Origin of the sequence: Falsiroseomonas sp. HC035, assembly GCF_050563525.1 — a bacterium.
Lineage (GTDB): Bacteria > Pseudomonadota > Alphaproteobacteria > Acetobacterales > Acetobacteraceae > Falsiroseomonas.
This window is the reverse complement of record NZ_JBNXUN010000024.1, coordinates 18,596-39,732: the sequence shown is the minus strand read 5'-3', so window position 1 is coordinate 39,732 and position 21,137 is coordinate 18,596. Positions and strand designations below refer to the sequence as shown.

Annotated in this window: 16 protein-coding genes; 8 read left to right on the top strand and 8 right to left on the bottom strand. The window is 63.3% G+C overall.

The genetic code is table 11. The features are described from left to right. Positions 1–8 precede the first annotated feature (8 nt). The 5 genes from ACLF3G_RS26830 to ACLF3G_RS26810 all read left to right on the top strand — a co-directional run bounded on the left by ACLF3G_RS26830 (position 9) and on the right by ACLF3G_RS26810 (position 9,221). The gene (locus ACLF3G_RS26830; RefSeq protein ID WP_430672453.1) at positions 9–5,909 is read left to right on the top strand and encodes a DEAD/DEAH box helicase; all 5,901 of its coding nucleotides are present in this window, start codon (positions 9–11) and stop codon (positions 5,907–5,909) included. 328 nt (positions 5,910–6,237) lie between these two features. After that, a complete protein-coding gene (gene tnpA / locus ACLF3G_RS26825; RefSeq protein WP_430672452.1) occupies positions 6,238–6,699 on the top strand; it encodes an IS66-like element accessory protein TnpA in 462 nt (153 codons plus the stop codon). Further along, positions 6,696–7,040, top strand: coding sequence for an IS66 family insertion sequence element accessory protein TnpB (tnpB, locus tag ACLF3G_RS26820; RefSeq protein ID WP_430672451.1), 345 nt, complete (start codon positions 6,696–6,698; stop codon positions 7,038–7,040). The genes tnpA and tnpB overlap by 4 nt, the downstream gene beginning before the upstream one ends. A gap of 61 nt (positions 7,041–7,101) precedes the next feature. Further along, positions 7,102–8,643, top strand: coding sequence for an IS66 family transposase (tnpC, locus tag ACLF3G_RS26815; RefSeq protein WP_430672450.1), 1,542 nt, complete (start codon positions 7,102–7,104; stop codon positions 8,641–8,643). Next, positions 8,640–9,221, top strand: coding sequence for a YecA family protein (locus tag ACLF3G_RS26810; RefSeq protein WP_430672449.1), 582 nt, complete (start codon positions 8,640–8,642; stop codon positions 9,219–9,221). Before tnpC ends, ACLF3G_RS26810 begins: the two co-directional genes overlap by 4 nt. A 27-nt stretch (positions 9,222–9,248) precedes the next feature. Here the strand turns inward: ACLF3G_RS26810 and ACLF3G_RS26805 are convergent, their stop codons facing one another. The 4 genes from ACLF3G_RS26805 to ACLF3G_RS26790 form a co-directional block, all read right to left on the bottom strand. Further along, positions 9,249–10,115 (bottom strand): hypothetical protein, encoded by an 867-nt coding sequence (locus tag ACLF3G_RS26805; RefSeq protein WP_430672448.1) that lies wholly within the window; start codon positions 10,113–10,115, stop codon positions 9,249–9,251. Continuing rightward, positions 10,112–10,585 (bottom strand): very short patch repair endonuclease, encoded by a 474-nt coding sequence (locus tag ACLF3G_RS26800; RefSeq protein WP_430672447.1) that lies wholly within the window; start codon positions 10,583–10,585, stop codon positions 10,112–10,114. The genes ACLF3G_RS26805 and ACLF3G_RS26800 overlap by 4 nt, the downstream gene beginning before the upstream one ends. A gap of 54 nt (positions 10,586–10,639) precedes the next feature. Then, a complete protein-coding gene (locus ACLF3G_RS26795; protein WP_430672446.1) occupies positions 10,640–11,761 on the bottom strand; it encodes a DNA cytosine methyltransferase in 1,122 nt (373 codons plus the stop codon). 86 nt (positions 11,762–11,847) lie between these two features. Beyond that, a complete protein-coding gene (locus ACLF3G_RS26790) occupies positions 11,848–12,108 on the bottom strand; it encodes a hypothetical protein (RefSeq protein ID WP_430672445.1) in 261 nt (86 codons plus the stop codon). Between the two features lie 170 nt (positions 12,109–12,278). Between ACLF3G_RS26790 and ACLF3G_RS26785 the strand changes: the two genes are divergently transcribed. The 3 genes from ACLF3G_RS26785 (at position 12,279) to ACLF3G_RS26775 (ending at position 15,654) form a co-directional block, all read left to right on the top strand. After that, on the top strand, positions 12,279–13,025 hold the full coding sequence (locus ACLF3G_RS26785; protein ID WP_430672444.1) for a recombinase family protein: 747 nt from the start codon (positions 12,279–12,281) through the stop codon (positions 13,023–13,025). A 215-nt stretch (positions 13,026–13,240) separates the two neighbouring features. Beyond that, on the top strand, positions 13,241–14,662 hold the full coding sequence (locus ACLF3G_RS26780; RefSeq protein WP_430672443.1) for an ATP-binding protein: 1,422 nt from the start codon (positions 13,241–13,243) through the stop codon (positions 14,660–14,662). Beyond that, positions 14,659–15,654 carry an O-methyltransferase gene (locus ACLF3G_RS26775; protein WP_430672442.1) on the top strand — a complete coding sequence of 332 codons (996 nt, stop codon included), beginning with the start codon at positions 14,659–14,661 and terminating at the stop codon, positions 15,652–15,654. The genes ACLF3G_RS26780 and ACLF3G_RS26775 overlap by 4 nt, the downstream gene beginning before the upstream one ends. A 452-nt stretch (positions 15,655–16,106) precedes the next feature. Here the strand turns inward: ACLF3G_RS26775 and ACLF3G_RS26770 are convergent, their stop codons facing one another. The 4 genes from ACLF3G_RS26770 to ACLF3G_RS26755 all read right to left on the bottom strand — a co-directional run bounded on the left by ACLF3G_RS26770 (position 16,107) and on the right by ACLF3G_RS26755 (position 20,603). Then, positions 16,107–17,072, bottom strand: coding sequence for a tyrosine-type recombinase/integrase (locus ACLF3G_RS26770; RefSeq protein WP_430672441.1), 966 nt, complete (start codon positions 17,070–17,072; stop codon positions 16,107–16,109). After that, the gene (locus ACLF3G_RS26765) at positions 17,065–17,544 is read right to left on the bottom strand and encodes a hypothetical protein (RefSeq protein WP_430672440.1); all 480 of its coding nucleotides are present in this window, start codon (positions 17,542–17,544) and stop codon (positions 17,065–17,067) included. The genes ACLF3G_RS26770 and ACLF3G_RS26765 overlap by 8 nt, the downstream gene beginning before the upstream one ends. Before the next feature lie 224 nt (positions 17,545–17,768). Continuing rightward, entirely contained in the window at positions 17,769–18,608 is an 840-nt protein-coding gene (locus tag ACLF3G_RS26760) for a DnaJ domain-containing protein (protein ID WP_430672439.1), read from the bottom strand. A gap of 315 nt (positions 18,609–18,923) precedes the next feature. Next, entirely contained in the window at positions 18,924–20,603 is a 1,680-nt protein-coding gene (locus ACLF3G_RS26755; RefSeq protein ID WP_430672438.1) for a hypothetical protein, read from the bottom strand. Positions 20,604–21,137: the final 534 nt, after the last annotated feature.

Genomic DNA, 21,137 nt, shown 5'->3' with positions numbered 1-21,137 from the left:
GGAACAGCATGCTAGATCCGATCGGTGGCTATGAGCGCATCCGCGACTTCTACATCTCGTACCTCGACACGGCTTTCCGAATCCGCACCGAGGATCTCGCGACTACGCGCCGGGACCTTTTGCGGCGGGCCGGCACACTCACGACCGCTCCCTTCATCGAACCCGTACCTCGCTACCAGACGGCGAAGGTCTCGCTGGAAGACCTCGTCGAGCCTGGCCCCGACAATTCCATAGCCGAGCTGCCGTGGGAGGCGCGCAGGGCATTCGCCGAGCTCGCGCTTTCTGGTCTGTTTCCGGGTGAGCCTAGCCCCTCCACCAAAGTCAGGCGGCGGAGTCTCTTCAACCCCTACACCCACCAGATGGAAATGCTTGGACGGGGCGTCCGGCCTGGCCATCCTGGTATCGTTACGTCGGGAACGGGGTCAGGAAAGACCGAGGCGTTCATGCTCCCGATACTAGCCTCCATCACGGCCGAGGCTGTTCAATGGCCCGCGGCGCCGCGCGGCTTCCTTGGTGATCAGTGGTGGATAACGAGCCCTGACCGGTTTCGGCTCCGGCGAGATAAGGAGCCCGAAGGTCGACCGAAGGCGATGCGTGCCCTCGTCCTGTACCCGATGAACGCACTTGTGGAGGACCAGCTGGCCCGCCTACGCAAGGCCCTCGACTCCGATGAGGCACGTTCGGTCATGGACGAGCGCTTCGGTGGCAACCGAATCTTCTTCGGCCGATACACGGGTGCGACACCCGTAACAGGCCACCTCCTCCATCCACGTCGTCCGGACGATCGAAAGGAGATCCGGCGCCTCGAGAGGAAAAACGCGGAGCTTGCCGAGGCCCTCGCAAGATTCGAGCAGGACCAGGAGACTGCCCGTCACTTCGACAGGCAGGAAGCCGAAGAGGCCCATCGCAAGGGCGAACGGGCGCCGGAACCGACCCGCTTCTTGTTCCCGGCCGTGGACGGCGGCGAGCTTCTGTCGCGCTGGGACATGCAACATTCACCGCCCGACATCCTGGTCACTAACGTCTCCATGCTCGGAACCATGCTGTCACGCGAGGTAGAAGCGAGGATCTTCGACGCAACACGAACTTGGCTGGAGACCCACGAAGACGCTTACTTTTTCCTGGTGCTTGATGAGTTGCACCTTGTGCGTGGCTCGGCCGGCACGGAGGTATCGGGGCTCGTCCGCGCTCTTCTCAACCGGCTCGGGCTCGACCAACCGGCACACCGACACAAGCTCCGCGTGCTGGCATCCAGCGCCTCGCTCCCCGTGGAGGGCGAAGACGGAAGTCGCAGCTTGAAATACCTGCACGACTTCTTCGGGCCATTTGGAACTTTTTCTCGGCCGGGATCGGAAGGCGCCAGCGGGCCAGACTTCTGGCGCGGCTGCATCGTGCCCGGGAAGCCTGTTATTTCGTCGCCAGTCGCCAGAGTGCCGCTCGCGCCCGCTCCTTTCGTAGATCTTGCGCAGCTGTTGACCACCGATGGTGGCATGGGCGGACGCCCAAGCCGAACTTCCATGCTGGACGACGTATTGCGTAGGTGCTGCACGGCACTGAGTGTCGGTGATGTATCAGGGGAGGCGAGCGCTGCCGCGAGAAGCGCCGTGGAAGAGTCTGCCGCCGTACTCGCGGCGGCTTGCAGATCGCCTGCAGAGGAAGGCCGCACCCGCGCCACGGCTACCGACATCCTGTGTGAACGGATCTTCGGCACTCAGGACGGAGCCGCCGCAGCCGGGCTTCGCGGGCTCACGATGCTGAGGGGCCTCGGTGACCACTTGCGTGCGCTGTACGGGACTGCGCCGAGCGAGACGACACCGAGCTTCCGCGTCCACATGTTCCTACGGAGCATTGAGGGCCTCTTCGCAACTCCTCGGGAAAAGGAAACGGGTATCGTCTTCGACGGGGTCACCGTTGAGCGCGGGACCACCTACACAGAAGAGCGTGGCGACGGACCGAGGCGCACCTTTGAGCTAGTTTACTGTGAAGCGTGTGGCGAAATCTTACTTGGTGGCCGGCGTGGCCGTTCGCCCCACGAGCTCGCGGCATCGCATGAATTGCTGCCGGCCTCGCCCGAGCTCGAGAGCCTTCCCGAGCTTGGAACAACGGGGCACTACGAGGATCTGAGTTACGACGATTTCGGCATCTTCTGGCCGTCGCGGCGCGAGCCAGCGCAAGGCGAGGAGCGGGAAGCCTGGGACGAAGCCGTACTGGACACCCGGACCGGCCAGGTAAAGGCCCCGGACGGGAGGGGCAGCGACGCCGCGATCGTGCACGGGCGCGCCTTCAGGCGGCCGAACGCAAATGGGGACAACGGCCGTCCTGGGACGGCCGCGCCGACCTGCTGTCCCGCCTGCGGTACCGACTATTCCCGTAGGGTGCGAGGCCGCCGCTCCTCGGTTAGGAGCTTCAGGACTGGCTTCGCCAAGAGCTCACAGCTCGTGGCGACGGAGGTGTTTGAGCTGTTGCAGTCCAGCGGCGCCGCAGCAAAGGTCGTCGTGTTCTCGGATAGCCGCCAGGACGCGGCGCGGGCTGCGCTGAACATTGAGCAGCGACACCATCAGGACGTGCGTCGGCAGGTCCTGGTGGAGATTGTCAGACGGGAGGCGGAGAAAGCTTTATCGGGGCCGACACGAGCCGAGCTGAACGCGGAAGCGATGCGTGCCTTGCAGGATGGCCGGAATGAGGACGCCATGGCGCTGCTGCAGCGGGCCAAAAACCTTAAGGAAGGTGCCGACTCACGACGGGTACCGATGGCCGACATCCTTGAGCGAGACCCGCAGCTCGGGCTTGGGCCAGCTGCGAATGCTATGCTCTCGCGCATGGTCGAGCTCGGCATCCATCCTACGGACGACGCCGGCATTACAGAGATTGCAGGGAAGCCGTGGCAGGAGCTCTTCGAGCGGAACGGCGAGGGTCCCGGATATGCGTGGCGGTTGGGCGACCAGCCGCTTGAGGTGCTGCCCGCGCGCGTTGACGTCATCAAAGAACAGCAGGCGCTCGTCGACGAGGTTCTCTTCTCGAAGACATACTTCGCGCTGGAGGAGACTGGACTTGGTTACCCCTCGCTTTCGGCAGCTGACGGTCCCGAAGCAAACCGGCTCGACGCCGTCCTGCGTGTGCTATCTGACGCCTACAGGGTCCAGGGAAACCACTGGGTGGACGGCAAGGCTATCAAGCCCTGGGGCGTCGCGGCCCAGGTTCCCGTGAATAATCGTCTCCGGAAGTTCGCAGCAGCCTCAAACCCAGCGGACCCGACGGGCCAGCTGCAGACGATGCTCGACGCTCTAGCGCAGCAGGGACACCAGGATGCGCTGGTACGCCTGGAGCGGCTCTTTGTGTGCGTGGCCCGCAAAGGAGACACATATCTCCGCTGTGAAAACTGCGGCCGCGTACATCTGCATCGAGGCACGGGCGTCTGCACTCGTTGCTTCGTAACGCTGCCTGCCACAGCCACTGGCTTAGTCGAGGAGCTGTGGAGTTTGAATTTTCTTTCGCGGCGCATCGAGAGGGGATCTGCGGAGGGCGTGTCCGCCTACAGGTTGCGCTGCGAGGAGCTTACCGGCCAGACCGGATCGCCGGCCGAGCGGCTGAGGCGCTTCCGCGGCATCTTCGTGGACGGACCTGCCGGCGGGGCTGGCGCGGCACTTTCTCGTGCCGCGCAGGAGATTGACATGCTGTCGGTGACCACGACGATGGAAGTGGGCATCGACATTGGCGCCCTGCAGGCTGTCTACCAAGCCAACATGCCGCCGATGCGCTTCAACTACCAGCAGCGTGTTGGCCGCGCCGGCCGCCGCGGCCAAGCCTACTCCATTGTCGCGACGCTGTGCCGCAGCCGCAGCCATGACCTTCACTACTTCCGGCATCCCGAGGCAATTACGGGGGATGCACCCCCTCCGCCGTTCCTTACGCCCGACCACCTCGAAATTCCATTGCGGCTGCTACGCAAGATCGCACTGACCAATGCCTTCGATAGGTTGAGGCGCGCAGACGGGCGAAGCTATATCGGAGACGACGTCACGATCCCCGATGTTCATGGCGAGTTCGTGCCCACGCTGCCATTCTTCGCCGAGGGTTCGCCTTGGCCGGAGCGGCTCAGGGCAGCCCTGGAGAGGTGTGACGGACAGCGCAGAACCTTCGCACAGACCATGGCCGCTGGGGCTGACGGACGGATTTCGGCGCTCCTGGAGCGATCCACGCCCGATGCCGTAATGTCAGCAATCATGAAGCTGCAGGAGATCGGCAAGGTGTCCGGTGGAAGCCTCGCTAGCTTCCTGGCCGAGTATGGTGTCCTGCCGATGTATGGGATGCCAACCCGTGTTCGCGAACTCTATTTGGGATTAGAAGCCGATCGGAACGAGGTGACATGGGACACGATAGACCGCGACCTTGACATGGCGATCTACGAATTCGCACCGGGACAGACGCTAGTGCGTGACAAGCGGCGCCACCGCCCGATCGGGTTCACCGCGCCGCTCCAGAAGCCCCAGCCTTTCGAAGGCGGCAGGGGGTTCCAGCCGACCAAGCCCGACCGTCAATGGTACACGGAGAGCTTCTACCTAGGTTTTTGCGAAGGTTGTGGCGGCCCGCGCAAGGAGTACGTGCAGCCAATCGACGATCTACGCTGCATTGACTGTGGGTCCGACATGCCGGCAAGCAACTTCAAGGAATTCTTCACGCCCGCGGGCTTCCGCACAGACTTCATGCCTCGCCAGGCCAACGAGGACGAGGAAATGCAGACGATCCGTCGAGTAGTAACGGCCGAGATCAGGGAGATCACAACAGATCGCGTCGAGGGCACTAACCTCGCGATATCAGCAGGCGGCGATGCGGCGGTGCTTCGGCTTAACGAGGGGCCGGTCGGCGACGATGGCCGCCCTATGGGCTACGCGGTGTACCACGCCGAGCAAAAAGGCCAGTCCGTGCCCGGACACCGGGGCGCGTTTCTGAACATACGTAATCAGTTTATTCTGCCTGCTGTTCACGACGAGCGGCCCCAGCTTTGGAGACGCTCTACCAGCCTTTCCGAGCGGGAGGATCGCGACGGGGTGCGGCTGATTTCACGAAAGGCCACGGACGCCGTCTATCTGGCCATGGACACCATCCCACCGGGAACAGCCTTCAACCGGCTCGGTCGCCAACGCTGGCAGACGAGTGTCCGTGCAGCCGCAATCAGCGCCACGCAGCTCCTTGTCCAGCGCGCGGCGCTGGAACTCGACATCGCTCCAGAGGAATTCGAGGCGCTTGAGCCGCGTCTTCGGGACGGGCGCCCGGTACTGCAAATCGCTGACTTCCTCGTCAATGGAGCCGGCTTCTCGCGCCGTCTTGCCGAGCGGGAGCCAAGTGGTGAGCGGATGGTCGTGCGGCTGATCCGGTCGATGGTGCAGGATCCGCGCGATCGGCTCGTTGCCGGGTTCTCGCTGCAGGCGCATCGGCAGGTTTGCGGGCAAGCCTGCTATCTCTGTCTTCAGCGGTACGGAAACCGAGGCTACCATGGTCTTCTGGATTGGCGACTGGGTCTAGGCTTTCTGCACGGCCTACTCGACCCCAGATACCGCGCCGGCCTCGACGGGCGCTGGAATGCATCGGCCGAGCTAAGGGACTGGCCGCATCTTGCTGCGGACCTTGCAAATGATATCGCCCGTCTGCGCCCCGGCGAGATGGAGGTCGCTACAACCGGCTCCTTGGCACTGCCTTTGGTGACCTGGCGCCGCAACGGCATCCCCGAACGCTATCTGCTGGTCCATCCGTTCTGGCGTCTCCAGGATGATAGCCTGGGTAGCGAGCTTCGCAGCACAGTAGCCGGTTTGGGCGGTGGCCCGGTGTATCTCCTTGATACGTTCGAGGCAGCTCGACGGCCGGTACGAGCACTTGAGACGGCAAGAGAGAGGCCGGAAAACATGCCGTAAAAGGTATCAGCGCTCCTGGAGGCGGCAGACCACTAGGCAACCACTTCGTCCTGATCGGCACCGGCCCGCGGAAACGTCCGTCGGAGCCATTCGGTCGCCTCGACAGCGGTCGCTACTCCAGCCCTATCGATGAGTAGCTCGGCGATATCGCCACCTGCGCACACCACGATCGGATGGCCGTCCTCGATCAGCTCCTGATAAGCCTGGTCCGCGAGGAAGCTGGTCGTAATCAGAATGCCGAATTGGCGTAACCGTCGTCTGGCAACCACCTTGCGGCGCGGGCGTCTGATGGTGCGCTGTCGCGGCTGATGTCGCGGTGGGGTTCGGGATGGAGATCGAGGCGGAGGCTGTGAGCGCTCATACGAGAAGTCGTATGAGCGCACGCAGGGAGGTTGTTGAGGTGGTGACCCGCGGCGAGCGGCGTCGGGCTTGGTCGGTGGATCAGAAACGCCTGATCGTCGCCCAGGCGATGCAGCCGGGCGCGACGCCGACGGAGGTGGCGCGGCGCTGGGGCATCGGCACGGGTCTGCTCTACACGTGGCGGCAGCAGTTCTTTGCAGGCGAGTTGGGCGAGCCGCCGGTGCCGTCGCCTGTCTTCGCCCAGGTTAGCCTGGCTGCGCCGGCAGAACCTGAGGCCGCACCGCCACATCCGCCTGCGGTCAAACCCAACATGGCGCCGGCGACAGGCCAGATGGAGATCGCACTGCCGGGCGGCGTGGTCGTGCGGGTCGGCGCTGATGTGGACGGGTCCGCGCTGCGCCGGGTGCTCGCCGTGCTGGCGTCGCCATGATCGGTCCGGCACCGGGGACGCGCATCTTCCTGGCCTGCGGCCACACCGATATGCGCCGCGGCATGGATGGGCTGGCGGCATTGGTGCAGCAGGCCTTCGGCGCGGATCCCTTCATTGGCGCGCTCTGGTTCTTCCGCGGCCGTCGCGGCCGGCTGGTGAAGTGCCTTTGGCACGATGGGCAGGGCCTGTGCCTGTTCGCGAAACGGCTGGAGCAGGGACACTTCCCCTGGCCGGTGACGAGCACCGGCAGCGTCGCGCTGTCGGCCGCGCAGGCCTCGATGCTGCTCGAAGGAATCGATTGGCGGAACCCACAGCGCACCTGGCGGCCGAGCGCCACGTGATCGTCGCGCAGATGTCGATTTTGGCTTGCCGCGACGCGGCCGCATCGGTGACGATTCCCTCGTGCCGGACGACACCCCGCAAAGCCCCGACCAGCCCGACGAGACCGCCTTGCTGCGCGCTGCGTTGCAGGCGGCGGAGGTCCGGATCGCGGCCCTTGAGCAGATCATCAAGGGCTTCCAACGAGCGCGCTTCGGGCAGAGCAGCGAACGTGTCGAGGTTGGTCAACTCGCGCTGGAACTCGGCCGCGCGCCGGTGCTGCCCGAACCCGCAAACGACACGCCGGGCAAGTCTCGTGACAACACTGGCACAGGCCAGCGCCGGCGGAACCGCGGCGCGCTGCCTTCCCATCTCGAGCGGGTCGAGGAGGTGCTGGACCTCGCCGACCAGGGCTGCCCCTGCTGCGGGATCGCGATGCGCCGGATCGGCGAGGATCGGTCGGAACGGCTCGACGTGGTGCCGGCGCAACTGCGCGTCCGCGTCACCATCCGCCCGCGCTATGCCTGCCGGCGATGCGAGGAGGGCGTCCATCAGGCGCCCGCCCCGGCCCGCGCCATCCCCGGCGGCCTGCCGACCGAGGCGCTGCTCGCCCAGGTGCTGGTGGCCAAGTACGGCGACGGCCTGCCGCTCTACCGCCAGGCGACGATCCTGGCACGCCAGGGCATCAACCTCGACCGCTCGACGCTGTGCGATTGGGTCGCCAAGTCCTGCTGGTGGCTGCGGCCGCTGCACGGGCTGATCCTCGCCCACATCACCAGCAACGCCAGGGTTTTCGCGGACGACACGCCGCTGCCGACCCTCGAGCGCGGCCTGGGACGGACCATGGACGGCCGGCTCTGGGCCTACGCCGTGGACGACCGCGCCTGCGGTGGCACCGGGCCACCGGCGGTCGCCTACCTCTACGCCCCGGACCGCAAGGGCATACGGCCCGCCGCCCATCTCGCCGGCTTCCGTGGCGTGCTGCAGGTCGATGGCTATGCCGGCTTCAAGGCGCTGGAGAAATCGCGCAACGACGGCTCGGTCGTGCTCGCCTTCTGCTGGGCCCATCTGCGCCGGCGCTTCTTCGAGATCCATGCTGGCACCGCCTCGCCGATCGCGGCCGAGGCCCTGCTGCGCATCGGCGAGATCTACGCCATCGAGCGCGAAATCCGCGGCCAGTCGCCACAGCAACGCGTCACCATCCGCCAGGCCAGCACCGCGCCACTCGTCGCCGCCATGCAGACCTGGCTTCGGGCGCAGTTGAACCGGGTCAGCAGCGACAGCCGGCTCGCCAAGGCCATCCGCTACGGCCTGCGCCACTGGGCGGGGCTGGAGCGCTTCCTGACCGACGGCCGGCTCGAGCTGGATACCAACATCGTGGAGCGGGAAATCCGCCCGGTGGCCGTGACCAGGAAGGCCGCGCTCTTCGCCGGCAGCGAGGGCGGCGGCGAGAGCTGGGCGATCGCCACCACGCTGATCCGCACCGCCATCCTGAACGGCATCAACCCGCAGGCTTGGCTGACGGATGTGCTGGAGCGGATGGTCAGCGGCGAGGTCCGCTCGACCCAGCTCGCCACCCTGCTGCCCTGGAATTGGCGCCAGCCCGGCACCGCCGTCGCGGCATGAGCCCCCGTCGCGCCCGCCTCCCGGCGCTGGCCCTCGACGACCTTGAAGCCTGGCTCGCCGACCAGCCCGACATCGCCCGGCGCAACTGGACCGTCTCCGCCATCAACGGCTTCTGCGCCGCCCTCGTCGTCGGCCCCGAGCGCATCGCCACCGAAGCCTGGCTTCGCGTGATCTTCGGGGCCAGCCTGCCGACCACGCCGATGGGCCTCGCCGCCATCCAGGCCGTGCTGGATCACCGCAACGCCACCCACCGCGACCTCCACATCGACCACGGCCGCCGCTGGCGCCCGCTATACATGCGCACCGACGACGGCACCGTCCTCCCCCAGCCCTGGGCCGCGGGCTTCATGTTCGCGGTCAAGCGCTGGCCCGTCGCCTGGCGTCCCATGTTCGAGCGCAACGATCACGTCGGCCTCTTGCTGCCGATCATCGCCTGCTCGGAAGCCGAGGAGGTCGAGAAGCTGATTGCCGGACGGCCACAGGAAGTCCGCGACCACGTGGGCCGCGCATACCACCACATCCCTGAAGCCGTCTGCGGGATCCGCGACTACTGGCGGCACCACCAAACGACCCGCTGAGCCGCCCTTCGCCACACCGTCAAGCCACTATCGCCGTGGGGCGCAGACGACGGTTACTCGGGTGACGTCGAGGCTGACGATGTTCGTATCCATCATGCGCGCGACGGCCGCCGCAAAATGCTCGAACGCGATCGGTGAGCCCAAGAAGTAGTCGTAGACTGCCCTTGCGACGGCACGCTGGCTCGACGTGCGGCCCAACTGCTCGGCCGCCGACCGCGTGCGCTTGACGGGTTCGGCCCGCAGCGCCTTGGCGCGCCCCGTCTCGACCCATTGGCGGAATGGCTTCGGGCAGGTCGGGCCGAGCTTCTCGCCGACGCGGATCGCGTTCAGCCAGGCTCGATCTACCTTGGCGACGTCGAGGATCGTGAACACGGCGCGATAGTTCTGGAAGCGCTGCCCTTCGATCGACTTCCACGTCGCGATCAGATCGGATCTGGAGTCGAGCTGCTCCGCGCCTGGAACGGCGAGGCCGCGGAAAACAGCGTCGCGGCGAGTCTCGCCTTTGGAGAAGATCAGGAACGGAGGGATCTGCGCCCGTTCGGCAGGCCCGGCATGTGCCCGCTCGAACACGTTGCGAAGAATCTGGTTGCCACCTCGCCCGGCACGTCGATCGTGCAGTTCGAACCCTGGCCTGCGGTTGTCACCGTAATAGAAGAAGAGCCCATTCTCTTCGTCGATTGAGTCCGGCCAATCCGCCTCCGCCATGGTCGTGTAGAGGACGACGATCTCGGGCATCACGATGGTGCCGGAGAAGCGGAAACCACCCTGATTTCCCGTTCCCGTCAGCGGCGCCAGCGGTTCCGATCCTAACGTCGTCGAAGCGCGGTCGCTCTCATAGACGGCGTCGACAGTCAGATTGGCGGTTCTGAGATCGGCGAAGGATATCCTGCTCATCTACCGATCTCCTCGCTTGGCGACGGCATTCTTGGAGGCCGGCGCTTCGAGCCGGAGCCTACAAGCTGCTCGAGCGCCACCGCGAGCAACTCCGGATTTCGGGTCTCGCACTCCCACACCGTCGCCACGCGCCAGCCCATGGCCTGGAGCGCCGCCACGTTGCGGGCGTCGCGCGCAACATTGGTCGCGAACTTGTCCTTCCAGAAGTCGACCCGGGTCTTCGGCATCGAACTGAGGCGACAGCCGGGATGGCGGTGCCAGAAGCAACCATGAACGAATATGGCGAGACGATGCCGCGGCAGGACGATGTCGGGTCGCCCTGGATAGTCCGCACGGTGAAGGCGAAAGCGCTCCCCCATCGCATGAAGCGTGCGCCGGACAATCAATTCCGGTCGCGTGTTCTTTCCGCGGACGCGTGCCATTAGGGCAGATCGCGCAGCTGTCACCGGAGAATCGTAGACGGTGTCCATCGTTGGACTAGATGTCCCATTCGCTTTCGGCCCGACACAACGTCCAACCCGCCCTCACTGCGCAGGCTCCGCCAGATGGAGTCGTATAGATCTAGCAATGGCCCGGCCTAGGAGGACTGGTACGGCGTTGCCGATCATGCGGCCGAGCTTCTTGAACTCGATCGGATCGCCCGGCTGGACGAACTGATACTTGGGCGGAAACGACTGGAGGATTGCCCCTTCGCGCAGCGATAGTCCTCGGTCCTGCCGAGGATGGCCGAACCGTCCGTTGCCGAAGCCGTAGAATTGCGTGGTGATTGTCGGCGACGGTTCGGTTGCGATCATGCGGCCGTAGACCGATCCATACCCCTTGCCCGTATCGACGCGATGGCAGTTCGCACGAAGATGCTCGGACCAGTCCTGCCAGGATCCCCCCGGCTGGGACGCGCGGATGCGCTCCAGATTGAGCTCGGAAAGTCGGCTCGACCGGTGCATGGGGTCGTTGGGGTCGATCTCGCCCGCGCCGAGCGCGGGGAGCATCCCGATCGCCTCCTCGACCGTGCCCGGAAGATCCTCCAGCTTGGGCCGGACCAGCGAGATTGGCCCTCGGCGAGAGGCGAGGACGACCAGGCGCGATCTGCGTTGCGGCACGCCGAAGTCGGGGGCGTAGGCCACCTCGGCGTGGACGTGGTAGCCGTTCCGTTCGAGCACGGCCTTGAACGACGAGAAGACGCCACGGTCGCGGAATTCCAGGAGGCGCGGGACGTTCTCCATTGAGACAACGTCCGGAAGCAGCTCCTCAATCAGTTCGCCGAACTTCTCGACCAGCCGCCACTTCGGGTCGTCGTTTTTCTGGTTGTAAGTCGAGAACGGCTGACACGGCGCACATCCGACCAGAATGCGGGGCTCGTCGGGGAGGAACAGTTCAGCGAGCTCGTCGCTTCCGAGTTCGGAGACATCCTTGCAAAGGAAGGGCGCATCGTTGTTGTGCTCGTACGCGTAGCGGCAGTGCTCGTCGACATCGATTCCCGCCGCGACGTGATAGTCTTCAAGCCGGAACCCATGCGTCAGGCCGCCGGCTCCGCAGAAGAGGTCGACGACCGACCCTTGAGGACGAGAGACGAGGGTCTCGTGAACGGCCTTTCTCGCGAGCTTGCGCTCCTTGGCTCGCTCCGCCACTCGCGTCTCACTTTTCATCTAGATCCTGCCCCTGTTCTCGTCATCGGCATGTTCTCATGTCGGTGTCCACTTCGTTCAATCCGGATTGCGCGCGGTCCACCTTGTCAAAGGAGGGTCTCCGCACGGCGAGCGGCAATCGCATGCGCGCAAGCCGCCACGGCATCCGCGAAAGGTACGCTGGGGCTAGCTAACGGTCGCACCTCCATGAGGCTTGGGAGGACGCCGACGTAGGGGTTGCCTTCCATTATGGCGAGCCAGCCGGCGAGACCTTGGGCACGGAGCGCGTCCTCGGCGCCGCGCACCTCATCCTCGGAGGGGTCCGAAGCGCGGCCGAGCGTGACATACCGACCGTCGATGCCGAGCACGATCCATCGGCGCTCCTTCGATCTCTTGTTAGCCGTCGACATCCTCGGCCCTCGCCTTTACTGCACCATTGATTCTGCCACGGGGTAAACTCCAGCGCCACTGTCACGGACCGTCAAACATGCCTTTGGATCCGTGACAAGCGGACAGGCAGGGGGTAGAACCGCCCTACATGCCCCCCGATCCCAGGAATACCGTCCAGGCGCTTGTCGCCACCCCGATCGGGCCGGTGCGCTTCGTCGCGTATTACCGGGTCTCGACCGAACGGCAGGGCCGCTCAGGGCTCGGCCTCGACGCCCAGCGCGAGGCAGTGGCGCGCCACGTCGCCTTCGCCGGCGGCGCGGTCCTGGCCGCCTTCCAGGAGGTCGAGAGCGGCAAGCGGGCCGACCGGCCGCAGCTCACCGCGGCGCTGGCCGCATGCCGTGCCCAGCGTGCAACGCTGCTGATCGCCAAGCTCGACCGCCTGGCGCGCAACGCCCGCTTCCTGCTCGGGGTGGTCGAGGGCAGCGGGGAAGGGGGCGTGGTGTTCTGCGACCTGCCCACCGTGCCGCCCGGCCCGGTGGGCAAGTTCCTGGTGACGCAGATGGCCGCCGTCGCGGAGCTCGAGGCCGGGCTGATCAGCCAACGCACGCGCGCGGCGCTCGCCATGGCGAAGGCGCGGGGCGTGGTACTCGGCAACCCGCGCCTGCGCGCCGGCACGCCTGAACAGGCGCGCGTGGCGGCGGCGGTGAAGCAGGAGATCTCACGCGCCCGTGCCGTCGACGTGCTGCCCTGCGTCGAGGCAGCACGGCGTGCTGGCGCGGCGACGCTGCGCGAGATCGCTGCGGCGCTCACTGCTCGCGGTGTGCCGGCGCCGGCTGGCGGACGCGCTTGGCACCCGATGCAGGTTAAGCGCATTCTCGATAGTGGCGGGGAATGACGCGCAAACCTTGCGGAGGCACCTGTTTGGCCGCGGCGCTCCTTAAAAAGCGTCGTAAAATCGGAGCAGCGGCTACTAGATCTTTTCATCCGCGCCAGTAGTCTCCGGCTGGTTACGCCGGCGGGCACGTTGTTCGGCGAACGCCTGCCGGATGGCGCCAATCGGTAATTTAGATTGTAGCATCGTCCAATTTCTGCCGATTGGAGAGCCGCGCGATGACCAAGCCCAGCAGCGACCAAGCGGAAGCGAGACCTACCAAGCGGTTCTTCGTGTCCATGCTGACCCGGGACATTAATCTTGCCGATGCTATACTTGATCTCCTCGACAACTGCCTTGACGGCGCCCTACGGCTCGCACAGGGTGCCGACGTCAACTACTCCCAACACTTCGTGAAGATCGAGATCGCAACTAGCCACTTTAAGATCGAAGACAACTGCGGGGGCATTCCTCGCGAGGTCGCCAAAAACTACGCGTTTAAGATGGGGCGCGAGCCCGACGACGACCGCGACAATGAGGCCGCAACGATCGGAATGTACGGCGTCGGCATGAAACGCGCCATCTTCAAAATGGGTCGCGAGGCTTTAGTGCGTACCAGCTTTGAGAATGACATGTTCGAAGTACCGATTGACTCGGCATGGTTAGAAGCGAAGGATTGGAGCCCGCTGCCAATAAATGAGCCGACCGAACCCGACGAGAAGCTGGCTGAGCCTGGTACCACGATCAAGGTCTCAAAACTTTACGAAGGCGTGGCGAGGCAGTTCGGAAACGCAGCATTCGAGAACGAGCTCCGTTCGGCTATTTCCGAACACTTCACGATGTTCCTCCAGAAGGGTTTAAAGGTCTCTCTCAATGGAGCGCCCGTATATCCAGTGCTGGTCGCGGTACTCCTTTCCGACCGCAAAGATGGACCGGCACCCTACGTGTTCCAAAAGAGCATCGACGACGTTCTCGTGTCGATCACCGTCGGATTGAACTCGGGACGTAGCCTAGGCGATGACGACGACGATGACCCGGGCTTCGAGCGCGACCGGTCTTCCGCGACGGCGGGATGGACAGTTTTATGCAACGACCGCGCGGTAATCGTCGGCGACAAAAGTCGTCTTACTGGCTGGGGCGATAGTGTACCCCTGTATCATCCGCAGTTCGCCATCATCACGGGCATCGTCAGCTTCCGTTCGAATCTTGCCGACAAGCTTCCAGTGACCACGACGAAGCGCGCGCTTGATACGTCTTCGAACGTTTGGCTGGAAGCTTTGGTCAAGATGAAGGAAGGACTGCGAGTCTGGATTAACTATACCAACCAGTGGAAGAACCATCCGCGTGGCGACCAGTCGCAGTTTTGGGAGGGCGCACGCGCGGTGCCACTCATGGACGCCGTGGCCGCGATCAGCGAGCGCGTCGGTGTAAAGGCGAGCTTGGTCCAACTGGAGTTCAACCCGCAGAAGGCGAAGGTGTTGCCTCTGCCTCCGAGCAAGACGCCCTCGTCCCGAAGGATCGTCTTCTCAAGACCGATCGAAGAGATTCGGATCGTCTCCAAGCTGCTTTTCGATGCCGAGGACACGAAACCCGGCTTGGTTGGCGAGAGGTGTTTCGAGATGACTCTGACCAGAGCCGAGGAGCAGGAGGGCAGAGGATGAGTGCAGGCTCCTCCCTCCCCTACCGGTTAAGGCCGAACAAGGCCGTGGACAGGGAACTGTTCCTGTCACTGCTGACGAGACTTGCGCCGGCTCTGAGTTTGGAAGGTCACCACTACATCGGCCTCGGTGGCCCCTTTCTTGAGGACTTCAGGTTGGTTCACGGCCGCTTGGGGCTTACGAACATGACGTGCGTGGAAGCTGAGAAGCGAGTCCACAAGCGACAACTCTTCAATAAGCCCATTCCATCGATCACGTGCGTCCACGCCACACTCGACGACTACCTGGACGAGAACGATTTCGAAGCTCCAGTCATCGTGTGGTTCGATTACACTGATCCCAAGAAGCTCACGACCCAAATCGAGCGCTTTGCCAGGACGATCGGTACCGCACCCGTCGGAAGTGTGTTGCGGGTGACCCTTAACGCGCATCCAGAAACCCTAGGCAAGCCGGATCCCGGCGAGCTGTCGGTGGAGATTGGTGGGCTGAAGTCTGGCAATCGCGCCACAAGACCGACTATCCAAGAGTGGCGATTGGAGCGTTTGCGGGAGCGACTCGGATCTCTTTTCCCCGCCGACCTGGCCGCTGCGGGAATGACCTTTAAGGCCTTTGGTGGAACCCTGCTGCGCGTGCTGCACCTCGCAGCCGAGAAGGAAGTTATGAGTTTCCGAGACCGAAAGATCGTGTGGGCCCTCGCGACGCACTACGCGGACGGTCAAGCCATGGTGACGGCAGCTTTGATCGTATGCGCTCCCGACGACGACACCACAGAACGGCTCGTCACATCGTGGGAGTTCTATTCCACACCCGAGACTCCCCGCCGCTTTGACATGCCGGCCCTTTCGACCCTGGAAAGGCTCACATTGGAATGTAGCGAGGAACCGAAAACCAAAATGGACTTCGAGTTCCCTATGTCCGACATGGGAGTGGATCCCATCGCGTCCTTCAGGAATTACTACCGCATCTTCCCGCATTTCTCTCGCGTCGAGCTTTGATCCCCGGGCGAAAATGTCTGAGGTGCAGAGTATCAAATAGGAATGCGTGCCCGCAAATTCGGATTTTGAGAAACCATTAGGATTTCCAGAACCGAGTCGAAGCTGAGCTCAGCACTCATTGACCAAGCCAGAAGACGACGATGGCAGCGGTCCAGAGTGTGCTGAAGAAGGTGTTGGCGCGGCCGCGGTGCGGCTGGTGCTGGGCGGCTCCGAAGATCATGGCTCGCAATGGCGGCGATCGGCTTGATCGCGGCGAAGATCGGCTGCACGGCGGAGACGTTGCAGCGTTGGATCCACGTCGGGGTGGGGTAAACGGTGCGTCCAGCTGAGTACATACGCTTTGCCTCGACCTCTACGTTGGATAAAGATGCTTCTGTGGTCGCTTCGTCGGCCTATGTGGAACTGTTCGGCTACCTACCGGTGGGGACGTAGACTGCTACACTGCGTTCTCTTCAGACTCGGATCCGCTCGACCTCGTCGAGGCTGATCTCGTTGCGTCTTCGGTCGTAGAGCTGTGTGGTGCGCGTGCTGGCGTGGTTGGCCATGGCGGCTGCGTTCTCCAGCGTGCCGCCGTTCTTCAGGTAGGCGGTGATGCCCGTAGCCCGGAAGGTGTGGTTGCCGATCCGCGTGTCGATGCCGGTCGCCGCAGCGCGGCGCTGGATCATCGCGTAGGCGTTGGCCTGCGGCAGCGCCGTGCGGGCGAGCTTCCTCGTACCGCGCCCGATCGTGCGGAACAGCGGCCCCTTCGGATCGTCGCCGATGCCGGCGCCATCGATGTAGGCGTGCAGGTATTCCTCGAGCGTGTGGTGGCAGGGCATCTCGTGCCGCTTGCCGCCCTTCTCGCGCAGCCGCACCCAGAGCCGCCGCCCCTGGGTGTAGACGTCCTCCACGCGCATCCCGAGCGCCGCGCCGACCCGCGCGAAGGAGAACACCATCAGCGCGATCAGCGCCCGGTCGCGCAGGCCGCCGGGGGTCGACACGTCGATGCTGTCGAGCAGCGCCCGCGCCTCGGCGGCGTCGAGCACCGGCGTTTTCCCCTTGAGCGCGCTGTGCCGCGGCCCCCGCATCGAGGCGGCCGGGTTGGTCGGGATCACCTGGCCGGTGACCAGCCAGTCGAAGAGATGGCGCAGCGCGGCAAGCCGCAGCTTCGCGGTGGGCGCCGAGTGCTCGCGGGTCTGCATCTCTATCCAGGTCGCGACGTGCAGCGGCTGCACGGCGGCTAGTGAGGCGATGCTGGCCTTCGCCTCGCACCAGACGAGGAAGTCGGTGGCGGCGCGGGCATAGGCGCGTCGCGTGTGCGGGTTGCGGATGGCGGCCGCGAAGAACTCCAGGAAGCGCAGGCCGGCGCGCTCGCCGGCAGCCGTGACGAGCGCGGGCAGGCCAACGTGAGCGTGGAGGGCAAGCGGGTGTTCAGACATCGACCGACCACACCTGGACGCCGTTCCGCTCGAACTGCGGCTGCCGTGCATTGCCCGGGAAGAGAGGCGACATGAAGAAGACGTAGCGGTGGATTTCCGTCCGGATGGCCAGCTTGGCGAGATCGGCTTCGAGCTTGCCGTTGTTGCGCGGCGTCACCGCGGCGAAGGTCTCGGCGCCGACAAGGCCCGCCTCCTCGCTCATGATGTCGAGAGACTGCGACGCGTGCGCTCCGGGCGCCAGGCAGAACCCGCCCGCCTGGGGATGCAGCTCGAGGAGCTGTCGCGCGGCGGCAATCGCCACGGCGAAGGTCCAGGTCTGGTTGATCTGTTCGACCAGGTTGAGCATGCGGTCCTCGACCGGGTGGAAGCCCACCTGCTCGAACTTCATGCGGCGGAGCATGTCGAGCGGATCGCCGGACTGGGCGGCGACCCAGTCATGGGCTCGCCTGGCCGAGGCGCGGATGCGCTCCATGAGGGCATCGGCGTCCGCGCCGGTTCGGATGACCGTGCGGACCGTACTGGTGGTAGCTGGATTCCGCTTCGGCATCCGTGGGCTCCAACTACATCTGATAAAGCACATTATCATATATAAAACGTTAACAAAACCGGCATAATCATTGCACCGCAATAACGGGACGGGCTTGATCTCTGCGATGTGCATCAGTAGATCCGTCGAGTCAATGAGCCTACATTACGTTATAAAGCATGTGGCTCAACGAGCCCCATTTGAATCCAGGCATCTTGCGGCGTCCTTGGAGCAATTGTTTCTCCTGTTGCTTTATTTACAAATTTTGGAGAGAAAATTCCTTTATACCTCCACCCACTCGCTTCAGCAGCTGCGATTACGATTTTCCATCCCTGAGGGGTGTTCGGCAGGTTGCGACGAGGCGCTTCTCCCGCTTGATACAGTCCGAACTTATCGCAAATACGCCGTATAACCGACTTGGGATCGGACGGGTTCCGCAGCGCACGGATCACACGATTCAGCTCGCGGGCGGCATCACGGCGCGCACTTCCCGTCGCCGGACTAAGTAGACTCCGGGCAAAAATTTGTATTGTCTTATTATCGCCAAAATATCTCTGAATAAATTCATCTTCGAGCAAACCGCCAATTTTCTCGGCATTTTTGAAATCTCTGTTAGTCAGAATAATAACACGAAATAAAAATGAGATGTCTGGAGAGAGGCGATGAAGCTTCTGCTCTATAAGGATAACTGCGGGTTCATACTCCCGCACGATTTCCCAAGCCTCATCATCAAGATCTTCATTGGTAGTACTGGCCGGAGCACTTTCTGAGGCTTGGTCGTAGTGGCCCGCTTGTTCTTGTCGCGCCGTCCAAAGCTGATCGTAGTTTGCCCTTTTCTTGGGATCCCGCAGAGCCTCGTAGGCCTCCTGGATTTCCAAGAATTTGCTAGTGCTTCCACCCGCATCAGGATGATGTTTTTTTACTAGGGCATGGTAGACGACTTGGAGCACAGGCGCATCCACACTTGGCAAAACACCAAGAACCGCATAGTAGTCTTTATCGACAATCATATAAAGCTACTCACTCATCTAATTTATTTATGGATTTTGGTATACGTACAAATTACGGTGGGGAGCATTGCCTGTTGGTTTGGCGCAAGGTCGTGTGCTGTACTGGGGTCGCAGTACAAAGCCCCACGTCATGATCGGGGAGCCTCAGCACCATCTCAAGGCGCACAGAGGAATTGGCCAAAATCGATGTGTTTCGGGCTGAGTATAGCGCATGATTAATGCTAGTGTTCTCTCAAGTGCCTCGCATTCCTCCGCTGGGCGCGTACGCATGTAAAATGCCCTTAGGTAAGCAGCCGAGGCGGCAAGCGTTGGGCTTTATTCATTCCTAGGCGGCAGCCCCAAACTTGAAAGCCTTTCGCGCCGTCTAGTGAGGCCTCCCGTTGTCGCTGCTTGTGCGCGATTCGCAAGATTTTTTGCCTGTTGACGAAGTGCAACATCGGGACGACGCTCCTCGGGCAATTCGAGAAGGCTGCGTTCAAGCTTCTCTCCGATCGAGGTATGACACACTTGATAGGATTCTTCGTGGCGGACGACAACGGGACTATACGCGGTCAGGCTCTTGATGCTTGCCGTTGTTGAAAACCGCAGCTGGTAGGCGTCCTCCGCGTCTGCCCACTCATTGAGCGCTGCAGAATGAATCTCGGCAGCGGCCAAATACTCCTCGTCGGTCCCAAAGTCTTCTTCTTGCGGCTCTTCGGGTAGGGGAATGCCAGGCTCATCAGGATCAGGGCCAACCCAGTCCGCGAGCGCCCCATCCGGTAAACCGAAGATTGCGTCGCGCCACCGTGGCGTCGCGGGGAGGATACGGATCGGGTTCGGCGGCAGCAGCAAAGGATCGCACCCGAACACCGCCAGGATCACCCGCCGCACCACCTCGTCTGGTTCCGACGTGCAGCGGAAGCGATGTTCAGAGTCATCAGACCAAGCCTCCCACTCCAGCGCGAGCCCTGGGGCATGACGGTCTCGGTTATGGTGGAAGAAGCACAACGGATGATCGCGGCTTGGTTCAGGGCTAAGCAGCGCCGTCCAAGGCACGGGCCGGTCAGGAACTGGTCTCTGATTGCCTGCGACATCGCGCCAGCGCTTAGCGTCGAAGACGGTCGTCAACCGCGTCGTCGCGAGCGACGCAAGGAAGCAACCACGCGGTTCACCGGTGGGTCCGATTGGTAGGATTGCCCACCAGAAGCGCACCCAGACCTTTGCCCAGCTCGTCAGTTTCGGCATTTGGCGCCGTGATCTACCCTCCTCCCTCTTCACCTCGACACGGGCGCGCAGGGTCCGTACCTCGGCTTCGCCCAGGAAGAGCCTCGGCGCCACCCTCGTCACATACGTCCATGGCGACGGCATGAGGGCGTAGGCAACAGGGCCTAGCCGTTCAGAGATGTCCTGAGGCTCACCAAGAACTTGGTTAAACTCCAGCCTGAACACAGGATGCGGGTGAAGTCTTTCGGGCGGGATTTCCATCGCGACCCGAAGCGCCCGCCTCAGGTCGAATTCGCCTGCGATCGCGTCGCTCGCGCGCGTCCAAGCCGTCCAGAGTTCGTCACGCAGCGCATCTCCAATCCTTCCAGATGGTGCATGCGCGAGCACGGTCGGGTCAGCTTCGATATCGGGGAAGACTCGGAGGAGCATCTCGTCGCGGGAAGTGCCGGTCAGGTCTGCGATTCCGTCAGAGATACGGACGTAGATTGTCGCCCGCTGGCGACGCTTCACCGATGGTTGTTTTCCAACTGGATCCCAGACCACACCCCAAAGGCGCTTCGTTGGATAGCGCGTCCTTGAACCGAAGACGTGCTCGCAAAGGCGCGCCTTGAAGTCACGGCCTTGCTCCTCAATAATTCGGTGCAGCTCAGCAACAGCAGTCTGGATCTCCTGCCCAAAGCCACCAGGATGCTCCTCCAGGCGTTGCCGCACGGCCCTGGCCTGTGCCGTTCGCTCAAGGTCGGCTTCGCCCCTCTTCTCATCACGCGGCGCGAAATGGATGATCTTGCCCATCTTCAGGTCCTCCCGCGATGGGCACCGTGCGAGCGCTGTCGCGGCTGCCCTGAGGTACGCCCATAGCGCCGTCCCCGCGATCCCTGCCGGACGAGTGCAGTGACCACCCGCCCCTCCCCATCGAGCACAAGAACCCGACTACGGAGACGATCCACGATGGACAGCGGCAGTCCGTCGGCGCGCGCTTCCATGAGTGCCGCCGCAGACGCGGACAGGGCAACACATCCATTGCCTACCGGAACGAGAAGGTCTGCTGCGGCAAGGAGCGCGCGTAGTGAGTGGTGCGACATGCCACGCTCCCGCGCTCGCTGGCGACCGTGAATGGTGAGAATGAGATCGGTTTGGGTTTCTATCTTGAGCATGACGTCCTCGGGGGTTTGCTCGTCAAACTTGCCCCACCGGCGCTTCCGATCACGAGCATTCTAATGATGGAAAGGTGGAAAAAAACAGTGGAAAAAACAGGAGACCGATAGGTGTAGAGGTGAAAGTTATTCTTCCTGTCAGATTTGCCTTTACAATCCGGTTCGAGTCCGA